Consider the following 23354-nt stretch of genomic DNA (forward strand, 5'->3'; position numbering starts at 1 on the left):
TTGCATGATTTATATTACCGCCATGGAATTTAAGGAAGCGACATGCCACTGAACCTGAAAGCACTAAGTTATGCACTTGCCTTAGTCGTAAGTACATTACCGTTTCATTCCCACGCTGATAATTCGCTGTCACCCCGACACTCGCTCAAACTGGCGATTGGTGACGAACCAGCAGAAGGCTTTGATCCTTTGTTGGGCTGGGGTCATGGCAGCTACTTGTTGTTACACAGCCCGCTGTTAAAACAGAAAATCGATTTAAGCTGGGATAATTTACTGACCGAGGAAGTGGTTAATAGCACCGACGGGAAAACCTGGACAATAACACTTAAACCCGACCTTAAATTCTCTGATGGATCTCCTCTCACGGGTAGAGACGTCGCCTTTACCTATAATCAGGCTGCGCAAAGCGGCGGTAAAATTGATATGGGAAATTTTTCCTCAGCCAAAGCTCTGAACGACCGTCAGGTTGAAATTGCCTTATCTGCGCCGCAAAGCACATTCGTTAATGTCTTAGGATCGCTGGGGATCGTTTCTGAAGAAAAATACGATGCAAAAACCTATGCACAGAATCCTGTCGGAGCAGGCCCCTACCGCCTTGTAGATTTCCAACCAGGTCAGCAACTCATCGTCGAAGCGAACCCTTATTATTCCGGCGCTAAAAATGATTTCGATAAGCTGGTCTTCATCTTTTTAGATGAAGACAGTGCCTATGCGGCAGCGCAAAGCGGCCAGTTAGGGTTAGTCAGAATAGCGCCTTCTGTCGCGGTGACACCGAAACAGGGTTTAAAACTGTGGGTTCGTCCGAGCGTAGAAAACCGCGGGATCGTTTTTCCAACCACGCCAGCCAGAAAAAAAGACGCCAACGGTTATCCTGTCGGCAATGATATTACTGCCGATGTCGCTATACGCCGCGCAATCAACTACGGCATTGATCGTCAACTGCTTGCTGACCAACTAATGGAAGGTCACGCCATCCCCGCCTACACCGCCGTACAGGGTTTGCCCTGGGATAAACCAAAGGCGTCGTTTAAAGACGGTGATATTACCAGAGCGAAACAGATTCTGGATGATGCTGGCTGGAAAGTTGGCAATGACGGAATTCGGGTCAAAAACGGTAAGAAGGCGCAGCTCACACTATGGTACGCCAGTGGAGACAGCACCCGACGCGATCTGGCGCAGGCGGTTCGCGCCATGGTGAAACCTTTGGGTATCGAGATGGATCTGAAATCCGGCAGCTGGGAAACGGTTGAGCGAAATATGCATGCCAACCCGACACTGTTTGGCTGGGGCGGCCTCGATCCAATGGAACTTTACCATCATTACAGCAGCAAAACCGCTGGCATTGAGTATTTCAACCCAGGCTACTACAGTAATAAAGCGGTTGACCATCATCTGCAACAGGCACTTGATGCACCAACCTGGCAGCAAGCTGTTCCTTACTGGCAACAGGTTGAATGGGACGGTAAAACCGGAGTGGGCGTACAGGGCGATGCAGCCTGGGCCTGGCTGCTTAATTTACAACATACTTATCTTGCTAATCCCTGCGTCGATTTAGGCAACGCGGCGCCTGAAGTTCACGGCAGCTGGTCGGTACTGAACAATCTGCAAGACTGGAAATGGACGTGCAACTGAAGCGCCTCTTTATGACAACTCTTAGCGTGGCCCGGTCTGACGGGCTATGCCAGGTGCTGTTTACATTGCTGCGGCTGGTACTGCAGCTGATTCTGGTGATGGCGGGAACTTTTACGTTACTCAGCTTTTCGCCGGTTGACCCGATTCGAGCCTACATCGGTAACGATTTACTGCATGTTCCTCCTCAACAGTACCCATTGATCGCTGCGCGCTGGGGATTAGATCAACCTTTATGGCTACGTTTCTGGCACTGGTTTTCGCAACTGATACAGGGCGATCTCGGTTATTCAATGGTGTATAACGCCCCCGTCGCGCAAGTGATCGGTGAGCGCTTCTCGGTTTCTTTTGCCTTATTAGCCAGTGCGTGGGTGCTGTCAGGCGTGTCAGGTATCCTGATTGGATTTCTCGCCGGGCGTTATCTCAATCGCTGGCCGGACCGGTTAATCTGCCGCATTAGCTATCTGTCATCTTCACTGCCGACGTTTTGGGTCGGATTATTACTGTTGGTCATTTTTGCCGTGCACTGGCAATGGTTTCCGGTTTGTTGTGCCTGGGATCCGGGCAGCAACACGCAGGACGCCAGCATTGGCGATCGCATCCATCATTTAATTCTGCCGGTGATTGCGCTGAGCCTGACGGGCTTTGGACAAATCGTGCTGCACACCCGGGAGAAAATTGCCGAAGTGATGCGCAGTGATTTTGTGCACTATGCCCGCGCGCAAGGCGATAAAGGCTGGTCATTGTTACGCGTACAGGTATTTCGCCATGCGGTGACACCGGCGTTATGCCTGCAATTCGCTTCGATAGCTGAATTGCTCGGTGGGTCGTTACTGGCCGAAAAGATATTTGCTTACCCCGGCTTAGGGCAAGCCACCATTGACGCCGGGCTGCGAGGCGATATTCCTCTGCTGATGGGCATTGTGGTGTTTTGTACGTTACTAGTGTTTTGCGGCAATAGTCTCTCTGCTCTGTTATTAGCAAGAATGAACCGGATTCTGGAACATAAATGATGCTAAATAATCCCGCTCCAGCGTTGCTACGCGTGACCTTTTCCACCCTGCTTCTCAGCCTGTTGACGATATATGGTATTTTTTTACTTTCAGCTGATATACCGATCGATCTGCTGACGCGCTATCAGCCACCAAGCGCTGCACACTGGTTTGGCACTGACAATATGGGCCGTGATCTGTGGTTGCGCTGCTTTCAGGGCGCATTGATCAGTTTGCAAATTGGTGTTGGCGCAGCATTGTGCAGTGGAGTCATCGCGATGCTGGTCGCCACCCTGACCTTAATCCATCCGACTTTCGACCAGGCTCTGCGGTTAGTTATCGACACGTTTCTCTCATTACCGCATTTGCTGTTGCTGATCTTAATTTGCTTTACCTTTGGTGGTGGAAAGCAAGGTGTAATCATCGCCGTCGCCTTAACTCACTGGCCAAAGCTGGCATTAATCCTTCGAGCGGAAGCACAATGCATCCGCACCAGTGATTACATGACGCTGGCCCAGCGGATAGGAAATGGTAGTTGGTACTGCTGGCGGGCGCATTATCTGCCCGCCTTATCCTCACAGTGGTTTGTTGGCACACTGTTGATGTTTCCTCATGCAGTGTTACACAGCGCAGCGCTAAGCTTTCTCGGCTTCGGGCTGGCGCCACATGAACCGTCACTGGGCATTTTGCTGTCAGATGCTTTACGTTTTATCAGCAATGGGAGTTGGTGGTTGGCGGTGTTTCCCGGCCTAATGCTTTTGCTGATTGTTTTACTGTTTGATCAAAGCGTTCGCTCTATTCACTTCCTGTGGCTGAGGAATCAATAATGCTAAATTTCAGGCACGTCTCTATTGAAAATGTTCACTACAACTGGTTTGGCCGCAAACGGCTCTCACCGATCCTCAGCGATATCAATCTGACGCTGCAACGCGGTGAAATTACCGCGCTGGTAGGTGGCAGTGGCGAAGGTAAGAGTCTGCTGCTGCAAAGTGCGCTGGCGCTGTTGCCGGAAAATTTGCGGATGCGCGGAGAGATCAGGCTTGAAGGTAAATCGCTTAATTCACGGCAATGCCAAAAGTTGCGTGGAAATACTCTGTGCTATGTGCCACAAGGCGTAAGGTCGCTTAATCCTTTACTCAGGGTGGGCACTCAACTGAAGCGCAGTCTGCAAATAAGCGGCAGACATACCTGCGCGCTGGCACTTGAACAGCAGATTAAATACTTTCATCTTCAGACCGACATCCTGCTGAAGTATCCCAGGCAGTTATCCGGTGGTATGGCAAAGCGTGTGCTGGCATGTAATGCCGCTTTGGGCGGAGCGCACTATATTCTGGCGGATGAAATTACTGCATGGCTCGATGAATCGCTGGCCTTCCAGCTATTACAACAGTTACGTGAGCTGAGTGCTAAAGGTGCCGGAGTACTATGGGTAACGCACGATCTATCACTGGCTGCGCGTTTTGCGGATCGTATCGTCGCGATTAATGAGGGGCGGATTAGCGATGATATCTCGATATCTCAATTAAGAAACGGAGGCGGAAGCGTATTACTGCGTCGGCACTGGCTGGCCCTACCGGAATACAACAGCTTATTTCCTGACGAAAGCACGTCAGCCCGAGCAAGGGGTGCGTAATGTTTTGTGCTAATCAACTGACAATTAAGCAGGATAATCGCTTGCTTTGGCAAAATTTCTCTTTAAGTTTAAAAACCGGTGAGCGGCTAGGTATTACAGCGCCCAGCGGTTACGGAAAAACAATTTTAGGTCGCGTGTTAGCGGGCTGGCAATCATATCAGGAGGGGGAAATTACTCTGGACGGTTTTCCTTTGCCGAAGCGAGGTTATTGTCCTGTACAGTTAGTTTCTCAGCATCCTGAGCAGACTTTTAATCCCTATCGTATGACAGGAGAGGCCTTAGGCGACGCTTGGCATCCTGATGAGAAGCAGATGAGGTATTTCCATGTAAAACCAGAGTGGCTAATGCGCAAACCCGCACAACTTTCCGGCGGAGAATTGGCGCGCATAGCTCTTCTACGTGCACTTGATCCGCGTACGCGGGTGTTGATTGCTGATGAAGTAACTGCTCAACTTGACCCATCAACTCAGCGAGATATCTGGCAACGTTTGATTATCGAAACACAGCAGAGAAAGCTCAGCATAATTATATTCAGTCATCAAATGGCATTAATGAAGCAGATCTGCTCACGCATCATTGTTGCTCCCGCTTCAGTAAGCTATCAGCCTAGAGAATGACCACTCAAGTAATTTGGATTCTGTCACATTAAAACGTCGTAAGATAATATGTAAAATGACGTCATGTGGTGGATTGAATCATTTGCTGCGTACAACGTGGTGAAATCAGAAAAGGATTACATGGCTTGCTGATGGATGGAAAATCATGGCTCACTAATGAGTTAGTTGAGGCTCTTAGCCACAAATTTTGTTTTGCATATCCAGATATGTTGGGGCATGGAATGAGTGATAAGCCAGTTGAAGCTGGTCTTTACGAGCAAAAAACCAGCGTCAAAAATAATATGATTAATCAATGAATTATGATGCAATCAAGTGCATGTAATAGGTTACTCTTTTGAGGGCTGGCTGCTGGATTAGTAAAAAACAATCCGAACATTCTGTCTTCACTGGTTATGGGTGGATGGGATGTAGAAAATGGTCTTCCTGAAGGTCCAGACGGAAAGTTACCCAATTCATTTGGTAGCAACCCGACGTCTATTCGCAGGACTATCCCTGTCCCGGGACGCTACCGCTGAATGGTGACTGCATGACCTCTCCCATGGCAAACGCGAGATTCGCAGCGGCAATTAATGCTCCCGCATAAGCATCGTTGTGCATTTGCTGGGCAGCTAACAGGCTATTGGCCGCCTCTTTGGCCACGGTGACCGTCCCGACCCCATGTTGATATGCATCAAGTGCGGCGTCATAGGTGGTCCTTGCCGTACTCACCAGATTGTGAGCGGCATCATTGGATTCAAGCGCTGACCTCAGCGCATTGTCGGCTGTAACGATTTCCCTAACTGCAATCTCCTGTGTCTTTCTGAATAGTTCTTCGGCAGCCGCCGCGCGCGATTGCACCTCCTGCAAGCGCGCTGTACGCATCCCCCCGTCATACAGCGGTACGCTAACTCCCAGTACAATGTTGGACGAAGAGGTTTGTGCGCCCACTGACGGCAACCCTTCAACATCTAAGCGGCCATGCCCTCCCGCCACAGATCCCGCCAGAAAAACTTTTGGAAAATATTCGGATTCTGCGCCTTTAATAACGGAAGTTGCTGCCTGCAGTGATGCATAACTCGCCAGAATATCTGGGCGGCGTGACAGCGCCCGGTTAATCATCGTCTCTGTCGGGAAGTTGCGTATCGCTGGTAATCTTTTGTTTTCGTCAATCCGGATGTTGAGTCGAGTCAATGGTGAGATGCCTATGGCACCAAGCAGCGCCTGTCTTGCATCGCTTTCGGCCCCCAGGGCAAGCACGCGGTTTAACTTTGACTGGGCGACCAACTGCATAGATTGAGCCACTTCAACCGTGGTAGCCAGACCGTTTTTACGGCGGGAAAGGGCTGCATCGCGGATCTCCTCACTATTGCGCATAGACGCTTGCGCGATCTCAACCCGAGACCGGGCAGCCCCATAAAGAAAATAGGTACGAGTCACATCAAAAATTAGCTTCTGATGCATTGCGTTAAAGGAGAAATTTACGGCAAAAGAAGTATTTTTCGCTGCATCGACCAGCGCACTTCGCTGACCGAAATCAAATACCAGCCATTGCAGAACGACACCTGGTATCACCGCACTGTTAGTAGTGTCAAGATCGCTACCATATTGAAGCGGCGTATGATTTTTTTGATATCCTCCAATCACGCTCGCCGTGATGATGGGCAAAAACGTTGCTTCCGCCATACCGACGGCGAGTGCCGCCTGTCGCGCCTGCTGCCAGGCGATGCGCGTGTCGGGGCTATTCATTTGCGCCATGTCGATAAGTTCAGGAAGCGTATATTCGTGCGATTCGCTGATGACGGGCGACACAGCCAGCGCACCAATGCGCGGACTGTCAGGAATCGTAAACTGACCTGAAGACTGCGAGTTCGGGGTCCAGGGCGCAGACGCCGAGAACGGTGCTCGATCAATTTGATCCGATGCACACCCCGTTAGCAGTACGCCCCCCCAAATAAGCGCCATTATGGAACGCCTGAGGTGGGCCATCACTTCAGTAGCGTTACTCCAGGCCATACTCCTTACTCTAAAATCCTTGGCCTTTTTCATTCCAGAAGCTCCTCAAGCCGGGAAATGTGGTAGCAAATTTTACTGTCATCACGCAGCGTTTCTGTGTTCTGTTTGCGCGGGGCTAGCGGATCGTCCCTCGCGGGTGTTTTCAACCTCTCCAGGCGTTGGATATTCGCCTGCGTGGTATTGCCCTGAACAAAGAGCAGCGAACAGAGGGTTTCAATTTCCTTCAGAATGGCACTGACCTTCACCATTTCGTCCATCGATGGGCGCAGCGAGGCAGGTTCAAAGAGCAGTAGCTTCAACGAGTCCTGTGCATGTGACATCTCTTCCTCAATAGTCGCGGCCTCTCTAATCGCAGCAGCCGTATTGTCTGCGGTGAACGCTAAGCCGGCCAGGCCCTTCACCGCGCGACGGATACGCAGACGAACGGACTCAGCGATCGTGAACGGCCAAACCTGCGTGAAGATCACCCCAACCACCAAGTTACCAAGCAGAATTCCGATAATCCTGTCCGTTACTACGGCAAGATCCGTCGTCGGTGCGAAACCATGCAGTACTGTCAGCAGGAAGGCTAAGCCTATCTGGATCCCAGCATAAGCAATTCGTTCATTACCTGTCGAAACCCATGCTGCAGGCAGGATCACAAGAAAAATCAGCAACATCAACTGACCAATATCGGTAAACATAGGAATGATAAAAACTAGGGAAAGTATACCGGCGGCGGCCCCAAACAAGCACCCGACAATCCTTAGCGTCAGCTTGTGCACAGTTTCTCCCGTAGTTCCTAGCGCGGCTACATAGCAGGTGATCATCGCAGTATGAATATCCTGCCAGTCGATCGCCGTGTAAATTAGGTAGCACATGATACTTGCCGCCGTGGTTTTCAGAGCAAAATAGTGATGAATCGGGCTGCTGAACGCCTCTTCGACGAAAAAAGAAGCGGTTTGAGGATGGGCTTCTTGAAGGAATTCCGCGCTTTCAAGGGCATTCAGCGCATCTTCGATCGGGCCGGTACCTGACGCTGAGTCAAAAGACGATGACAAGGAGGAGGACGTCTGAGTGTCTAACACCACCACACGTTCGCACCAGGCGGCCAGCGCCTGACGTTCGCTCTCCGAGTAGTCACGCCATTGGCCGTCAACTGCCAGCATCAGACGGTAACTGTTCTGCACGGCGGCTTCCAGCCTATTGGCGTCATCATTTGAGCGAAGATGAAACAGGCGAATGAACATGAGCTGCTTGAGGAACTCACTTTGCCCTTCCTGGAGCCGCTCACGTAGCGCAAGAAAGCTTTCTTCATCGCCACATCGAAGCATGCCGGCCGAAACCGAAAGCCGTTCGGCCACGGTATCCTGCAGCTGTTTCGGTGACGAACGCCCAAAAAAAAGCGTGAAAAGCACCAGTAACAGCATCGGTGAAACCGCCATCAGCCAGGCGTAGAGCACGGCACGCGTTGCCAACTCCCCGTTTGGCGCATTACCGAGCAGCGACATCACGAAAGCGATAACTAGCGCAATAATACTGCCGACTGGTCCGAGCTTGCTTGCTGAGCCAAGCCAGAGAAAGGCGTACGAGCTTACGGCCAGAACTGACATCCGGAACAAACTTGACTCGAGCGCCAAGGGCAGGATCAGAATAATCACACCGACGACAACAGAAACCAGTATGGAAACCGCTAATCCCATGGCAATGCTTTCGAGGGGATCCGGTTTCATTACAAAGAGAATCAAATAACAACTAATGGCAGATTCAGGGATGCCATACAGCATGGCGACAAATGCCATCAATGCGCACAGCGCCGCGACACGCCAGGTCGTAGCAGCCCGCCCCGGAAACCAGGTCAGATCGCGTTTGACCTGGTGTAACAGGCGATTGTTCTGGTGATCAGCAGCCGTTGCCATGGTCCACCACCGCTACCGCACTTGCGCCTACGCGCATCAGATCCACAGGCGGTGCCGCAAACTGAATGCGAACCGGAAATCGCTGCGCAACCCGTACCCAGTTTAGCGATTTGGGTACATAGGGTAGATGGCGCGGCAGGGAGATTTGATCATCAGACGTGATGCCCCAACCGATGCTTTCTACACGCCCTTTCAGGCTTCGCGCCTTGTCGACCATTACATAGACCGTGGCGCAGTCTCCAGGACGTATGCTTTTAAGTTCCGTTTCGCGGAAAAAGGCGTTGGCGTGCCAGCTGTCGCTGTTAATCAGGGTAAAGATGGCCTGAGCAGGTATCACAAATTCCCCCGGCGACACGTTCAGGCCCACCACTAGGCCATTTTGGGGAGCCCGGACCTGCGTATCTTCCAACTCCCTTTCTGCGATCGCCAGGGCAACGCGTCGTGCGGTGACCAGCGCTTCTGATGCCTCAGTGCTGCTGACAAGCGCGTCCGCAGCCACCGACTGCTTCATGGCCTGCTTCAAACTTATTTCTGCATCATGCTTAGCGGTGATGGCATCGTCGACCTGCTGCGCTGTGACGTACCCTTTCCCCAACATCGGCTGTAAGCGGGCCAGTGTCTGCGTAGCGAGCTTCAAGTTGACGCGCGCGCGGGCAATTTGCTCTCCAGAAATGTCCGCATTAGATTTTTCAGCCACCACTGTTCGGTGCTGAGTGCTCCAGGCCGCTTCGGCAATATCTAGGTCCGCCTGCGCCTGTTTTACCCGCAACTGATAGAGATAGGGATCGATGGTGAACATCACGTCGTCCCGCCTAACGCTGTCATTCTCCCTGACGTAAATGGCAGTGATACGACCGGGGACCGCACTACTAACGTTAACGACGCTGGCACCAATGACTGTATCTTCCGACATCGGATGCCGGGCATCCTGCCGCAGAGAAAGCCAGCCAAAGGATGCCGTCACGAAGATAACGCTGCCAATAATGAGCGCAGACAATCGCTTACGTCTGTCTGGTGTAGGTGTCTTCATTTATTTCAACGCGCGAAAATTAACAATGAGGAAAGAAACGCCACGGCGAGCGCCAGGCACGTGTAAAGCAATAATCGTGTCGGGAGTACGTCATCAATACCGATTCGGATCAGAACAAGACGGATGCCGATCGTGACACCAAGGCCGATAAAAGCACAGGCCATCCAGGACGGGAAATAGGAGCCAAGCAACGTGAAGGTGGGTGCCTGATGCGCTACGCACCCGCTGAGCAGGAGAATGGAAATCGCAATGTACATCCGTTGAGCATGTTGAAACGAGGACGCGACTTTGTGCAAAAACATAAACACTTTCACGATAATCACGCCTTATCGCTCTTTGACAGTTATTGAGCATGAATTTATTGTTGTAGTTAAGATTAACATCTTCTTTCGCTGTAAACGGGAGTTGAAATTTGGCGACGTATACCGTCAAGCACACTTAAACATCAATCACTCTGATTATTCAAATCTAAAATGGCCGATTTCCTTATCACACAAGGCATATATAGCGAACCTTAGCAGTTACCTTCTCTTTACACGAAGAAATATCGACTAACCGTTTATCCTCTGTATCACTCGGCCGACCGACGCCCGGTGAGCAATGAGAAGCAGGCCTCCACGCAAACTCGTTAATGCCAGCACCGCTACGATGAGGTCATGTGTGAATCAATGCACCTTTTTGCCGTCAACAATAATATGGTGCAGACTCCGCGCACGGGGGTGAATAAAGAAATGCCCCTTTGGCGCGGACTCCACTGTGACCAGCTTCATCTCTATATTATATGCCTTGCTGCGTTTATCATGTAGTGCATAAATGATGAACGGAATGGTCAGCACGATTATAAAACTGATTACCAGTAAGCCCGCGTAGATCTCATTGGATTCTCCGCCTGGAAGTCCGGAAGGAGGGAAGAAGGAGACAATAAAGGCAACCATGGAGGTCATTAACCCGACAATCGCGACAACCAGTTTAACCCCGATCCCGCCAGGGATATTAAACGACCTTTTTTTATCACCCTGTTTGCGTATCAGCTGAATATATCCCAAAAACAGCATGAAGTAGCTGCACAAATAGATAACCACCGTCAGGGCTAGCGCAATGAGGAAGGACATATTGTTACCGCCCCCGGTATTAGTAAGCACTACCAGGGCGATGGACGTGATCACCAGTTGCGAAATTACCAACGCAACTGGCACGCCGTTCCGATTCATTTTGGCAAATCTCGGCGGTAATATGCCTTGCTGCGCTGTAACCAGCATGCCGCGCGAAGGACCAACGATCCAAGCCGCAATCTCTGCCAGTACACCCAGCAGCAACAGCGCGGCAATCACTCTGATGGCCCATTCCACCTCGCTGCCGAATTGACTGATAAGAGCTGTGAAAGTCTGCATGACGCCCGCCGACAGATTTATCTGATCTTTCGGAATGACAGCCGCAATAGCTAAGCCGCCGATGGAGCTAAGCACTATCGCAGCGATCATTAGCAGCAGCATAGCCAGCGGATAATCCCGCCCCGGATTATGCATTTCGTTAACGTGCGTGGCAGATGCCTCAACTCCCATGTAACTTAGAATAAAGGCTACAAATACCACCAGCGTACCCATTTGCGAGAAATCTGGGAAGAAAGTCGCGGCATTCATTTCGATAGAGACCGTGGCACCTGAGTGCAGGTATAGGATCGCGAGAACTACCAGAATCGCCGCAGGCAAAAGAATACCGGCGAAGAACCCAATTTTAGCGATGCGCGCGGTATTTTTTGTACCGCCGAGCTGTGTCAGCGCCAGCCCCCAAAGAATGAAGAGCCCAATCACGGTTTTCATCACCGGGTCATCATTCAGCTCAGGCCATTTCAAAATGTAGGACAGAGTTCCCAGCACGAAGTAGAGCATGGGGATGAAGCCAATTGCAATTTGCAGGAACCCGAAGGATATCGCCGCAAAGCCCCACCGTTCGCCCAGTGTTTTTGACACCCATGTAAACACCCCGCCGTCCTGCCAGCCGTCCACAGTTGCCATTTCAGCGGCACAGAGTCCTACAGGAATGAACCACAGCAAGCCGCCCAGCATCAGGAAAAACACGAGAGAAAATCCGGACGTGGCAAATGTTGGGTACTCATAAACTGCCATCACCATTGATGCCGTGATGGCGAAAAATCCCAATAGCGAGAGCTGTTTTGCAGATGAATTTATGACTGTCGTAGCCATAGTATTGACTCCATATAAAGGAGAATCTTTTCAAGGTAAGAGAATGATTGAAAAGGACACTGAGACTTTTCCTAACTGTACAAAGGATTCAACCGTGATTAAAGCCACTGGCTTCTTCTTCGGTTAACGAATGAGCCACAGGATGCCGAGCAAAGGAATCAAGAGCGCGCTTCATGTCATCCAACATTAAGCACCCCAGGTCATAACTCACGCCATGACGAACAAGAATGCGCTGGATCACTAGGTCATTTCGATTGGCTGGCATCGAATAGGCAGGAACTTGCCAACCGCGAGTGCGCAGTTTATCCGCCAAATCATAGAGTGTGTAGCCCCCAATATTGGCTCCATCTTTTAATTTCCACGCGAGGGCTGGAATGCCTTTACTACTGTCACCGTCAAACAGAATCTCAAACGGTCCCATTTTATCGATTTCGTTCGCTAGGAACTGTGCAGTCGCGTAACATGCACTGTGGATTTTTTGGTACCCTTCACGACCCAGACGCAGGAAATTGTAGTACTGGGCGATGATCTGGCCGCCGGGCCGCGAGAAGTTAAGGGCAAAGGTAGGCATGTTTCCACCGAGATAGTTAACGTTAAAGATTAATTCTTCCGGAAGATCTGTCGCCTCACGCCAAACCACCCAGCCAGCCCCCAACGGTGCGAGTCCAAACTTATGCCCGGAGGTGTTCACTGACTTCACGCGCGGTAGCCGGAAATCCCATTCCAGTTCGGGCGCGCAGAAAGGAGCCAGGAAACCACCGCTTGCAGCGTCGACATGAATTGGAATATCCAGGCCGGTGTTTGCCTGCAGCTCATCGAGCGCATCACTGACTTCTTTAACCGGTTCATACTGGCAGGTGAAGGTCACCCCCAGCGTCGGCACGACACCAATAGTATTTTCATCAACCCTCTTTAAAACCTCTTCAGGACTCATGATCAGTCGCTCACCTTCAAGCGGGATTTCGCGCAGTTCAACGTCAAAATAACGGGCAAATTTATGCCAGCATATTTGCACAGGGCCACAGATCAGATTGGGTTTATCCGTTGCGCCCCCCTGCGCAGCACGTTTTTTACGCCACTGCCATTTTAGCGCCAGGCCACCGAGCATAGCCGCTTCAGAAGAGCCTATAGTTGAACAGCCCAGTGTGGTCTCCGGGGACGGAGAGTTCCACAGCTCGGCGAGCATTCTGACGCATCGCGCTTCTATCTCAGCCGTCTGAGGATATTCATCCTTATCAATCATGTTCTTATCGATGGAAATATCCATCAGCTCACGTATTTCATCATCCACCCATGTTTGACAAAATGTGGCCAAGTTTTGACGTGAGTTACCATCTAGCAATAGTTCATCACGAATGGCGTTAAATACATTTCGAGGATTACGTTCTGTATCAGGAAAATGACTTTTTGGTAGCGACGTAGAGAGATCTACGGATGCATAAATATCATCGTTATTAGTGTAACTTTTAATTTTAGTTGAGCGATTTTTTCTCATGAAAGTCCTCTGGGTAAAAGCATAATAGCAATATCTGGGGATATTTCGATGAGACACCCCCGTCGGTCAATTATTCAGTTTATTATGTTGGTCAAGTTGAATTATTCCTGTGTGTACTTCTATTTTAGGATAAAAAATCTATTGCAGATACTTCATCATCAACGTCTTCGTATACCGACATTTTATGGAGTAACATCCGTTTAGTTATTTAAATCAGTAAGATGACATCAAAAGGCCATCATTGCCTTGACACTTTCACATACAAAAAGAAAGGATTATAGTTTTATATGTTGCCAAAGATTATATATCACGATATCCCCCTAGTATGATTGATTTTAATTACGTAAATGGGTTCTTCATTTGGTGCGCCCTTCAATATACTTTCGCTTCTAATTATTTTTTATGAAAGATTTACCCGGTAAGCTGTGAAAGCTATACTCATTCTATTTGCATTTATCACTAAGTGTTAAATACGCTCTTCATACTAACGGTGCGTAAACGTGATTTTCTTCTGAAGATAATAGGACTATCCTTGATCTTGAAATATAAATGATGTTATTGACTAAGTCGGAACGCCCAGATTCCGCACTGCAAGTAATCCATTCCCTTTTTAAAATTAGGATAAATAACAACACCTTTTCATCATAGATATTGGGTATTTCATGCAATCAACTCAACTAACTTCCCGCTTTCGTTCATTAAGTATCTTCATTACATCTCCATATTTAGTAAGATAATTTAAGGATGCGTCGGCTACCGAGGAAGTATTTTTTGCACAGATCCCAGTTTAAGTGAGATTTTTTACAGTGGACACCGGTATTCTCATTTGCAGGGAGTTGTTCGACACAATTTTTATCGACCGATGCCAGAAAAAATAGGATGCTGCTAAGTTAGTGCACAAAGATGACGAAATCGCATCTCTCATTTTTGCCAGCTTTCCAGGATGAACTCGATTGGTGAGGAAGGTGGTACTTTTCGGAGTTGTTTTTGATACATCTCTCTGACGGTATACTACGTTGCGGCGGACGCAGCCCTGCAACGCTGACAGCATCCGGGGATGCATATTTACGCAGCGTGATGTATTTTTCTATGATCAAGTGAAACGGGTCGAAGTTGTCTTTACCTACAGGAACCGCGTTTCCTCCACGCTGTGGATAAATTCAGGCCAGGGTAGGACATATTCTATTGCTTCCCAGGGACCATCACCGGATTCTCTAGCGTTTAGTAATGCCTGCCCGATGGTAACGTACTGCTTCAGCTTGCTCTGGATAAGCTTTTCCGTTTGCTGAAGCCGTTCGGCCTGCGTTTTGCCCTGCTGAACACTACCAATAATGCGCTCGCGCAGATCAATAACTTCGTCAGTCAGGGTAGCCCTAGCTTCCGATATGATATAAACCAGCGAGGCATATCGGCGCACATCCGTGAATTTAGCCCGGGTCCCGGCTACTCATTTTCCTGCCTTCGCTTGCCAGTTTCAGTAGCCGGTTCTGGAGTACGCAAAGCGCAATACTTTCAGGCAGTGCCAGCGACTCTATCGCATTTAAACGATCGATATGTCGCAGGACATTTTCCCATTAATTTTCCCGGAGGCTGGAGCAATTAGGCCAGCCGTGAAGGTTGTTCACCCTCAGAAATCAGCAGACTGTCTAAAGCCGCTTTTTGCCCCGTTTTAAGCTGCGCGGTAAGCGCAGAAAAAACCGCCCTGTCCGCAAGCGTTATTGCTTCAGCCAGGGTTTGGTCGATCACCTCAACAGAGGGAAAATAACATTATTAGCGTGGAGCCAATATGCTGTGTTTAGAGTTAAGCTGAGCCCCTGCTAACCGGCATGACTCATTTCGGACGTGCGTTGTATGATCTCAATAATAAGCTGATATATGCCAACAGTAGCCAGGCTAACGAGCGCATCTAGCGTGTCAACCTGAGGCTGGAGGTGCAGCTAGTTAAGAAGATGCGGCTGAAAAATTTTTACGCTTGCTTGCCGCCCAAATTGTCCCACATAAACTCGCTCACCAGCGCACTATTGAACGCCATCTGATTCTTATCTGCAGCGGCGCTGTGCCCACCTTCTGTATTCTCGTAGAAGTAAGCCTGCTGATACCCCATCGCGTGCATGCGCGCCGCCATTTTTCGCGCATGGGCCGGGTTGACCCGATCGTCACTGGTGGCAGTATAAAATAGCACCGGAGGGTAGGCTACTTGCGTCTTAATATTGTGGTAAGGTGAGAAGGTTTTGATATAGGCCCACTGGGCCTGATCGCTCGGATCGCCGAACTCCGCGATCCACGAAGCGCCAGCGGAAAGCTGAGTATAGCGTAGCATGTCCAGCAACGGCACCTCACATACGATGCAGCCAAACAGCTGGGGATATAGCGTCAGCATATTAGCGACTAGAAGGCCGCCGTTGCTGCCACCACGTGCACCTAGATACGGCGCGGAGGTCACCTTGCGCGCAATCAGGTCTTCGGCCACGGCGGCGAAATCCTCATAGGCACGATGGCGATTTTCATTGAGCGCGGCTTGATGCCAAGTAGGGCCGTATTCGCCGCCCCCGCGAATGTTGGCTACTACGTACACCCCGCCGCGTTCCAGCCAGCCTGGGGCCTCGTCGACTAGGTAGCCAGGCAGCAGCGACACGTTAAACCCGCCGTAGCCATACAGCAGCGTCGGCGTGCTCCCGTCCAATTTGAGACCCTTAGCGGCGATCTGGAAATACGGCACACTGGTGCCATCCTTGGAGCGCGCAAAATGCTGGCTGACCTCATAGCTACCGGCGTCAAAATGCTGCGGCGCCTGTTTCAACAGCGCCGCATCAGAGCCATCGAGGTTACCCATATACAACGAGGTTGGCTGCAAGAATCCACTGATGGTCAGAAAATAGGCGTTGCTATCTTCGTCAATGCCGCCAGCGTGAAGAGTGCTAATGGCGTCGTTGTTTCCCAAAGAGCTCCGTTGCCAGCTGCCGCCATTCGGCGTCAGCACTTCCAAGCGGTTGACCACATTATCCATGATGCTAAGGATTAGGTGATCGCGGGTACTGCAATAACTGCTCAATGCTCGCTCTGCGGTCGGGCTGAAGAGTAGCTGCAGTTCGCGCTTGCCCTCCAGATAATCGTCAAAATTTGCAGCCAACAGCGCTCCTGACGGATAACGCTTGCCACCCACTTCCCAATCGTAGCTCGTTTTAATCAGCAGCCATTCTAGATACGAACCCAGCTCGGCATCGGGCGGGATATCGATTTTTATTTGTTGGCCGTCCTGAGTTAGCAAAAAAGATTCGCGACGATAAAAGTCCAGGCTGCGGCCGACGAAATCACGCTCAAAGCCCGGCGTGCGATCGTGATAGGCGAACACCGCAATGTCCTCGGGCCGCGCTTCATATATCGTTTCAGCGGCACTCAGCGGCGTGCCGCGCCGCCAACGTTTGGCGATGCGCGCGTACCCTGACTGGGTCATCGAACCAGGGCCGAAGTCGGTAGCGATAAACAAAGTATCTTGATCAATCCAAGACACCTGGCTTTTCGCAATCGGCAAGTTGAAGCCTTCTCTGACGAAACGTTTGGCAATCAGATCGAATTCGCGGGTTTCTTCAGCGTCACCGCCGTCCGGCGACAACTGCATCAGGCAATAGCGATATTCCGGAGCCAGCGGCTGCAGATCATGATAGACCCAATCCTTACCCTCCGCTTTGCCCAAGGCATCGATATCCAACACCGACTCCCAAGCTGGTTTGGCCTTACGGTATTCGTCAAGCGTGACGCGCCGCAGCAGGCCGCGCGGGTTGGCCTGATCCTGCCAGAAGTTATAGTAGTAGTCGCCGAGTTTGCTCACCCATGGGATCAGGGTGTCATTATTGAGGATATCCAGAACCTCACGCTCAATGCGTTGAAAGTCATCGCCTTGGGCGAAACTTGCTACGGTGCGCTTATTTTGCTTCTGCACCCATTGCGACGCTTTTTTACCATGCAGCGCTTCTAGCCACAAGAATTCGTCGCCTGCAGTCGTGCCGTCCTCAGCCGCCATTGACGGGCCGATACTGTTTGGTAATAAAGTCATAGCAAATATACTCCTACAATTTGTACATTGAGTTTGACTAGTCCCGATATAGGCTAACACTATTCAGACTTAAAACTCTTAATAAACTTCATTGGGCGTTTGCATTTTTATCGAGAAACGGGTACGCCGAGTGTATCAGATTTCCACCGGCTCTCAGATCATCTTTCTAGCCACCAGATATCTTATGCCTTAATGAGTAAGTATTTCATTTTTAAATCCTATAGATGTGTTTTTCTAATGCATTCTGATAACACCCATAGCACTAGTTTCATAATATGGGCAACGCCAAAAACAGTGGCTACTTCAACAAATTCAAAACAGCATTCATTAAAATCTCGGCCAAGCTTAATCTTTCTCAAAGAAAACTCTGGTGTAACATTTTTTTGCCACTATTTAATTAAGTCTCTCGTCAATCTGGATTGCAAACTTCTTGCTTGAAGAATCGACATCTAGGCTTAGTACGAGGATCCCAAAAAAAACCTCTTAACGGAGTCGTTTGCAACGTTATAAAGAACTGGCTAATTTCTCGGTACTGACGCTCAAACGTGTCTTTAGTCTAACGCTACGTGCCGCAGCAATTCACTGATTCCATTCATTACGTTAATAAGATTCTCACATAGATTCCGCATTCCTCCAGTTATAGCATGCGAGTCAAGTCGGTGTAGAAGTATCTAAGCGTTAATTCCACACGATTTTAAGATTTCCCGTTATCAGTCATTAGTCGATATACTTACGACGTTAGACTTTTAAGGGGTTTATAGAGCCGCTCACTGTTGCATTTATTAAATCAGCATTCAGATATTTCCTGCGCAACTTACAGTGTCTGAACAGATAAAATCCAGTATTTCGGCTCGGAACGCTCGGTTAACCAGTTCAATAAATACATCTTGGGTCGGTTTGCATGGCTTAAAAATTCTAACATTACGGCATGCTCTTCAGCCCATTACGCCGAAGTCAATGATATCAGTAGCAACTCTGCGCCGATCCTCATTATCAGTGTATATCCAGGAGTTATCACCGTCTAGTCCAGCCCCGCAGACACGCAATGCCGAGTTATTCAGGTCAATTTTGATAGCCAGAACTTTTCTGATAAAATAATCGAGTAAATTGAAATGCGAAAATGCCTGTCGCATGTCAGCGTGTCTTATATAAAATCAATCGAACAAATTCGGGTGAGCGCTACCGGCGTTGCCAGCCGGACCGGAGTGCGCACCGGCAGGCGTTGTTTACCTTTACGACGAAAATTCAGTTTTAGCAGGCAGCAAAGCCGGAGTATACTTTTGTGGTTCCAAGCTTTACCCTGCCTGCGAAGCACCTGAAAAGCTTCTTAAAGCCGTAGCAAAGATAACGCTCGGCTGTTGCGTTAAGCACCTGGAACACCTAGTCATCACATCATGTATTTGGTTGTTAACAAACCACCGCCCCGCTCAGTGATGACATCCTTCATGCCTGTCGTTTGCTCATCGTTAATTGAGTCGTCAGATAGCTGGCAGACACAGCCCTTATCGCTGATTTCAAAAGTTTTTTATTAATGTCTTTCAATGTCCAACATTCTAGACTCTGATCGGCAAAAAATTGTCAAGATCTTTAATTTATTTGATGTCAGCGGCTGCATCACGACATATTTTGCTTTTCATTCGTAGCAGCTGACTTCGGAAATAGCGGCTTCGCGACAGACATCTTTGACAGTCCTGCCAGCCTCGACAGATTTTATAACAACGATAAACTGGAGCTCAGTGAATCGTATTTTAGCATAGCGATATCTTCAGGTGACATAATTGCTACTTGGTAGATCTCAAAAAGTAAATGTGCCGAATTTTGGGTGCAATTATAAACCATTATGGTTCCGAATCACCTTTCAAGAGTATTGACGAAAATTATTGTAGATATTAACATTATGTGTTACAGAATGTAGATGTTTGTGCAGATACTATTGCAGCCTCTAATACAGATTTGGCGAAAATTCGATTATCAGCAAATGATGCTAACCAGCTATTCTGCCATACCCGACTAAATCGAGCCGAGTTTCCAGATGTATAATGGACGGTGTGTCGGATATTTCGGTGTCCAAGATAATCCTGAATTAGTCGAGTATCCATGCCTTGATTGGCTAGCTCGTACCCACAAGAATGTCTTAGCATATGGGGATGAGCAAAAATTTGTATACCAGCTGTTAAAGAGTAGTTGCGAATCATCGAATAAATACGCTGGCGCGTGAGCCGAGTTCCACATTGAGATAGGAATAACCATTTCTCATTTTTACACTTAAGATATTGATTTCTATGCTTTATCCATTCAATTATTAAATCTAGTTCGACATCATGTATTGGATGAATCGAATTATGTCCGTTCTTTAAACGTTGAATATAAACAGTTTTGGACTCTATGTCTAAATCAGACATTTTGAGACCGGTAAGCTCGCTCACTCTAAATCCATGAATATAACTCATCAAAATGAGACAACTATCACGAATTCCATGCCTACCACTCACCGTGGCTGCTATAATTTTTTCAATTTCATGTCGTGTAAGATATTGTCGCTTCATGACTTATCCTTTATGAAAATTCCAATAAAATGATTTTAAAATGTGATTTTTCAAATTTTGTAGTGGCATTTTCAAATAAAAAATAAGGTATTTTACTTGAAAAATTTGTAGCCATCTTGGCTATGAACAATGCGCAGAATCCCGCATAGGGAATTTAGAAATTTTTAAAGTATAATTATTTTAGGGTAAAATTAAGAAATTTACATTAGATATGCTTAACTTTTATAATCCTAATGAGCATAAGGTTTATACTCTACAGTATGAATACATTAGTAAAGATATAAAAGCAAATTTAAAACAATGTTTTAAAAACTTAAATATTTAATTACCACCTAACTCCTTGTTATCTAATAATAAAGCAACCCTAATCTTATTATGTGTTAGCCTGAATTTTTATAACCATTGGAGTTTTAAATGATTTTCTCGCCGTCAGCTGGTTTAAATTTACCGAAATCGCCAAAATTATAACTTACTACTTTTGAATTGGCATATCATAATGCCGTCAGCCTTAACGGGTTGTGTGGCCCAATGAGCTTTACTTGTAAGTATCCCACCAAAACTACCTATTCACTTTTAGAGATCTTCCGACATACTGATTATGTCATCTGAGGAGATCGTTATGTATAAGATTCGATTCAATAAGCATCATATCATCGCCTTCCTGAAATCAGTCGAGGCTGGCAGGAATGTCAAAGATGTTTGTCGCTAAGCCGCTATTTCCGAAGCCAGCTGCTACGAATGAAAAGTAAAATATGGCGGGGTGGAAGCCGCTGACATCAAATAAATCAAAGACCTTATGGACGAGAATCGTTGTCTGAAGGGGATATTTGCCGATCTGAATTTGGAATGCCGGACGTTAAAGACGTCATCACAAAAGCTTTAAAAACAAGCGATAAAATGTAAGCTCGTCAGCTATCTAACGACACAGTTAACGATGAGCATGCGCCAGGCATGCTGGATGTTATCGCTGAGCGGGGCGGTGGTTTGTTAACAACCAAATACATGATGTGATGACTAGGTGTTCCAGGTGCTTAACGCAACAGCCGAGCGTTATCTTTGCTACGGCTTTAAGAAGCTTTTCAGGTGCTTCGCAGGCAGGGTAAAGCTTGGAACCACAAAAGTATACTCCGGTTTTGCTGCCTGCTAAAACTGAATTTTCGTCGTAAAGGTAAACAACGCCTGCCGGTGCGCACTCCGGTCCGGCTGGCAACGCCGGTAGCGCTCACCCGAATTTGTTCGATTGAATTTATTCACGACGCCCTGACATGTGACCGACGTTTCAGTGACTTTAAACTAGTAGATGATTTTAATCGCGAGGCTCTACCATTAAAATCGCAACGCGCTGTGCGGGTTCTGGATAGAATAGTGGCAAGCCGTGGATAACAGCTGAAAATGCCGATGGATATCGGGCCGGAACAGATATCATTGGCTCTGGCGCTATGGGCTGAAAAGCATGGCGTAATGCTGGAAATTATCTAGCAAGTAAACCGACGTAAAATGCATTCATTAATCGGTCTAACCGAACGTATCGGACCGAAAAAATGGATTTTATCTGTTCAGAACACAAAATGAAGAACTGGAAATAACGGAACGCTGGCTGAAGAAATAAAATAGTGGGCGGTACTATGCCCTCCTGAATTATATGACTCCGGAAGAATATCGGCTGATGGCTGAGAAGATGAAAAATTCAAAAATTGTGTGGAGCTAAAACGGGTGTGTTTACCTACTGAATAGTGTAGCTGGTTTAGCGACCAGACCAAAATGAGGAAAATGCTGGGCTTGGGCATGACTATGTACTTCTTGTTCGCCAGCCAATTGCTGGCACGTGTTGCGATTAATGTAAAACAGATTAAAATAGTGCGAAGCTTCACCTATTAAGTAAGAAAAATATAAATCTGTGCGCACAAATCCATTCATCCTTCAGTTTAAGTTACATTCTTCATCATAGTTTAAGATTTTTCAAGTCGTCTTAAGATATTTATTAGTTACTATTTTCCATAAAATCAGATAATGACAGATATTGGGACAATAGTCGAATGCTGATGTCCGTCATGCGGTAATACAATGGAAAACATAATATAGTTCCTTGCTGAGTATTTAATCGGTGACTGGCAGTTGCTCAGTCGGAATAGTAATATTGGATTGTTTTATTAGGAAATAAGAGGTCGAAACACTGATTAAGTGTAAAACTTATCTGTTCGGCCTGTTTAAAAGCCTCCAGAGAACATATGCAATACAATATCTCTCACTCTCCTCGCCATGAATATAATAAGAAATCCCATGAGACGATTTCAACATCTCATGGTTTCTTAAGGCATTCAATTTCCAACTCAATTTAGAATCTATATTGAAGTCCAGTTGTTACGCTGTAGTTTTTGTTTTCAATGCCTGCTGCATCACCGCCTGCATACATTGTTTCTCCACTTATACGGTTAATCATTTCCGTACCCCCTTTCCCCTGAGAGTATTTATTCCAAGCAAACTCGGTGAATATTTTTGCATTAGGTGTCACATAATAGCCTACATCCAATGAAGCTGAATAATATTTTGAACCATTTGTTCTTTCACGAAATGTCAGATCACGCATATAGTGCTCATCATTGTCTTTAGCTACTACCCAAGTGCTGTATTTGAACAATGCATTAAATTCGAAATCGCGGTAACGATAGCCGCCAATTAAACCTACGTATGGCATGCTAAATTTTTGCTTGTATCCAATACCTCGTTCTCCATGAGGAAAATCACCGATATCGCTACCATTATTATACTGGTAATGGCCGCCAAAAGAAGTCCAACTAAAACGAGTTTGTTGGTAACCAATGACAGCGCCTATTTTATAAGCTTGCCTATTGATCAGCCAAGTTCTGACATTTATATCAAATTCATTAGCATGCTTAAGGCGAGTATTTGGACTATTTGACCAATCAGTCCAATGCGTTTGCTCGGGATTCATCCAGTCATAATCGTCCATTCCTGATCCACTGGATGCCAGAGTGGACCAGCCTCGTGCATTGAGCGTGAGCCAGGAAAGAGGGTCCCAAGAAATGTCACCTTTAATAATAGCTGTATTTTTTATCTGCCACTTTAGTTCGCTTATTTTATTCCCGGTACTTGCATCATACACATGTTCTTTAGATTCTCCGCCAAGCCAACCCAATGAGGTGCTGATAGTCAAGCTTTCAGAATCAAAATTTCCGGCATAAGGATCTTTTTTGCTTTGTGCCAAGGTTTCCTCAGTAACTACCAACCCCAAAAAGCACAAAG

Annotated in this window: 15 protein-coding genes and 3 pseudogenes; 7 read left to right on the forward strand and 11 right to left on the reverse strand. The window is 47.7% G+C overall.

The genetic code is table 11. The features are described from left to right. Positions 1 to 42 precede the first annotated feature (42 nt). The 6 genes from ACQZQY_RS00395 to ACQZQY_RS00420 all read left to right on the forward strand — a co-directional run bounded on the left by ACQZQY_RS00395 (position 43) and on the right by ACQZQY_RS00420 (position 5167). Entirely contained in the window at positions 43 to 1632 is a 1590-nt protein-coding gene (locus ACQZQY_RS00395; RefSeq protein ID WP_431295584.1) for an ABC transporter substrate-binding protein, read from the forward strand. 11 nt (positions 1633 to 1643) lie between these two features. Next, positions 1644 to 2642, forward strand: coding sequence for an ABC transporter permease (locus tag ACQZQY_RS00400; RefSeq protein WP_431295585.1), 999 nt, complete (start codon positions 1644 to 1646; stop codon positions 2640 to 2642). Further along, a complete protein-coding gene (locus ACQZQY_RS00405) occupies positions 2642 to 3448 on the forward strand; it encodes an ABC transporter permease (protein WP_431295668.1) in 807 nt (268 codons plus the stop codon). Before ACQZQY_RS00400 ends, ACQZQY_RS00405 begins: the two co-directional genes overlap by 1 nt. Next, positions 3448 to 4254 carry an ATP-binding cassette domain-containing protein gene (locus tag ACQZQY_RS00410; RefSeq protein WP_431295586.1) on the forward strand — a complete coding sequence of 269 codons (807 nt, stop codon included), beginning with the start codon at positions 3448 to 3450 and terminating at the stop codon, positions 4252 to 4254. The genes ACQZQY_RS00405 and ACQZQY_RS00410 overlap by 1 nt, the downstream gene beginning before the upstream one ends. Further along, on the forward strand, positions 4254 to 4871 hold the full coding sequence (locus ACQZQY_RS00415; RefSeq protein ID WP_431295587.1) for an ATP-binding cassette domain-containing protein: 618 nt from the start codon (positions 4254 to 4256) through the stop codon (positions 4869 to 4871). Before ACQZQY_RS00410 ends, ACQZQY_RS00415 begins: the two co-directional genes overlap by 1 nt. Positions 4872 to 4996: 125 nt before the next feature. Next, entirely contained in the window at positions 4997 to 5167 is a 171-nt protein-coding gene (locus ACQZQY_RS00420; protein ID WP_431295588.1) for a hypothetical protein, read from the forward strand. A gap of 190 nt (positions 5168 to 5357) precedes the next feature. On the opposite strand, the gene ACQZQY_RS00425 is transcribed toward ACQZQY_RS00420, so the two are convergent. The 10 genes and pseudogenes from ACQZQY_RS00425 to ACQZQY_RS00470 form a co-directional block, all read right to left on the reverse strand. Then, positions 5358 to 6836, reverse strand: coding sequence for a TolC family protein (locus ACQZQY_RS00425; RefSeq protein ID WP_431295669.1), 1479 nt, complete (start codon positions 6834 to 6836; stop codon positions 5358 to 5360). Between the two features lie 56 nt (positions 6837 to 6892). Next, on the reverse strand, positions 6893 to 8761 hold the full coding sequence (locus tag ACQZQY_RS00430; protein WP_431295589.1) for an FUSC family protein: 1869 nt from the start codon (positions 8759 to 8761) through the stop codon (positions 6893 to 6895). Beyond that, positions 8745 to 9791, reverse strand: a complete 1047-nt coding sequence (gene mdtN, locus ACQZQY_RS00435) for a multidrug transporter subunit MdtN (protein ID WP_431295590.1) — start codon at positions 9789 to 9791, stop codon at positions 8745 to 8747. The genes ACQZQY_RS00430 and mdtN overlap by 17 nt, the downstream gene beginning before the upstream one ends. Before the next feature lie 5 nt (positions 9792 to 9796). Beyond that, the gene (locus ACQZQY_RS00440; RefSeq protein ID WP_431295591.1) at positions 9797 to 10105 is read right to left on the reverse strand and encodes a YtcA family lipoprotein; all 309 of its coding nucleotides are present in this window, start codon (positions 10103 to 10105) and stop codon (positions 9797 to 9799) included. Between the two features lie 351 nt (positions 10106 to 10456). Continuing rightward, a complete protein-coding gene (gene gadC, locus ACQZQY_RS00445; protein WP_431295592.1) occupies positions 10457 to 11995 on the reverse strand; it encodes a glutamate:gamma-aminobutyrate antiporter in 1539 nt (512 codons plus the stop codon). Between the two features lie 88 nt (positions 11996 to 12083). Next, positions 12084 to 13490, reverse strand: a complete 1407-nt coding sequence (locus tag ACQZQY_RS00450) for a glutamate decarboxylase (protein WP_431295593.1) — start codon at positions 13488 to 13490, stop codon at positions 12084 to 12086. Between the two features lie 924 nt (positions 13491 to 14414). Then, a pseudogene (locus ACQZQY_RS00455) lies at positions 14415 to 15277 on the reverse strand (Tn3 family transposase); the annotation flags it as partial. Positions 15278 to 15456: 179 nt separating this feature from the next. Then, positions 15457 to 17544 carry a prolyl oligopeptidase family serine peptidase gene (locus ACQZQY_RS00460; protein WP_431295594.1) on the reverse strand — a complete coding sequence of 696 codons (2088 nt, stop codon included), beginning with the start codon at positions 17542 to 17544 and terminating at the stop codon, positions 15457 to 15459. A 790-nt stretch (positions 17545 to 18334) separates the two neighbouring features. Next, positions 18335 to 19291, reverse strand: a pseudogene (locus ACQZQY_RS00465) (IS3 family transposase); the annotation flags it as partial. Between the two features lie 148 nt (positions 19292 to 19439). Then, positions 19440 to 20090: a tyrosine-type recombinase/integrase gene (locus ACQZQY_RS00470; RefSeq protein ID WP_431295595.1), complete on the reverse strand. Its 651-nt coding sequence runs from the start codon at positions 20088 to 20090 to the stop codon at positions 19440 to 19442. Positions 20091 to 20709: 619 nt separating this feature from the next. On the opposite strand from ACQZQY_RS00470, the pseudogene ACQZQY_RS00475 reads away from it, so the two are divergent. Continuing rightward, positions 20710 to 21798, forward strand: a pseudogene (locus ACQZQY_RS00475) (transposase). Positions 21799 to 22425: 627 nt separating this feature from the next. Here ACQZQY_RS00475 and ACQZQY_RS00480 read toward each other — a convergent pair. Continuing rightward, positions 22426 to 23337 carry an omptin family outer membrane protease gene (locus ACQZQY_RS00480; RefSeq protein WP_431295670.1) on the reverse strand — a complete coding sequence of 304 codons (912 nt, stop codon included), beginning with the start codon at positions 23335 to 23337 and terminating at the stop codon, positions 22426 to 22428. Positions 23338 to 23354 lie beyond the last annotated feature (17 nt).

The sequence above is a fragment of the Rahnella sp. PAMC25559 genome (assembly GCF_050632365.1).
In the GTDB taxonomy this organism is placed as follows: Bacteria; Pseudomonadota; Gammaproteobacteria; order Enterobacterales; family Enterobacteriaceae; genus Rahnella; species Rahnella rivi.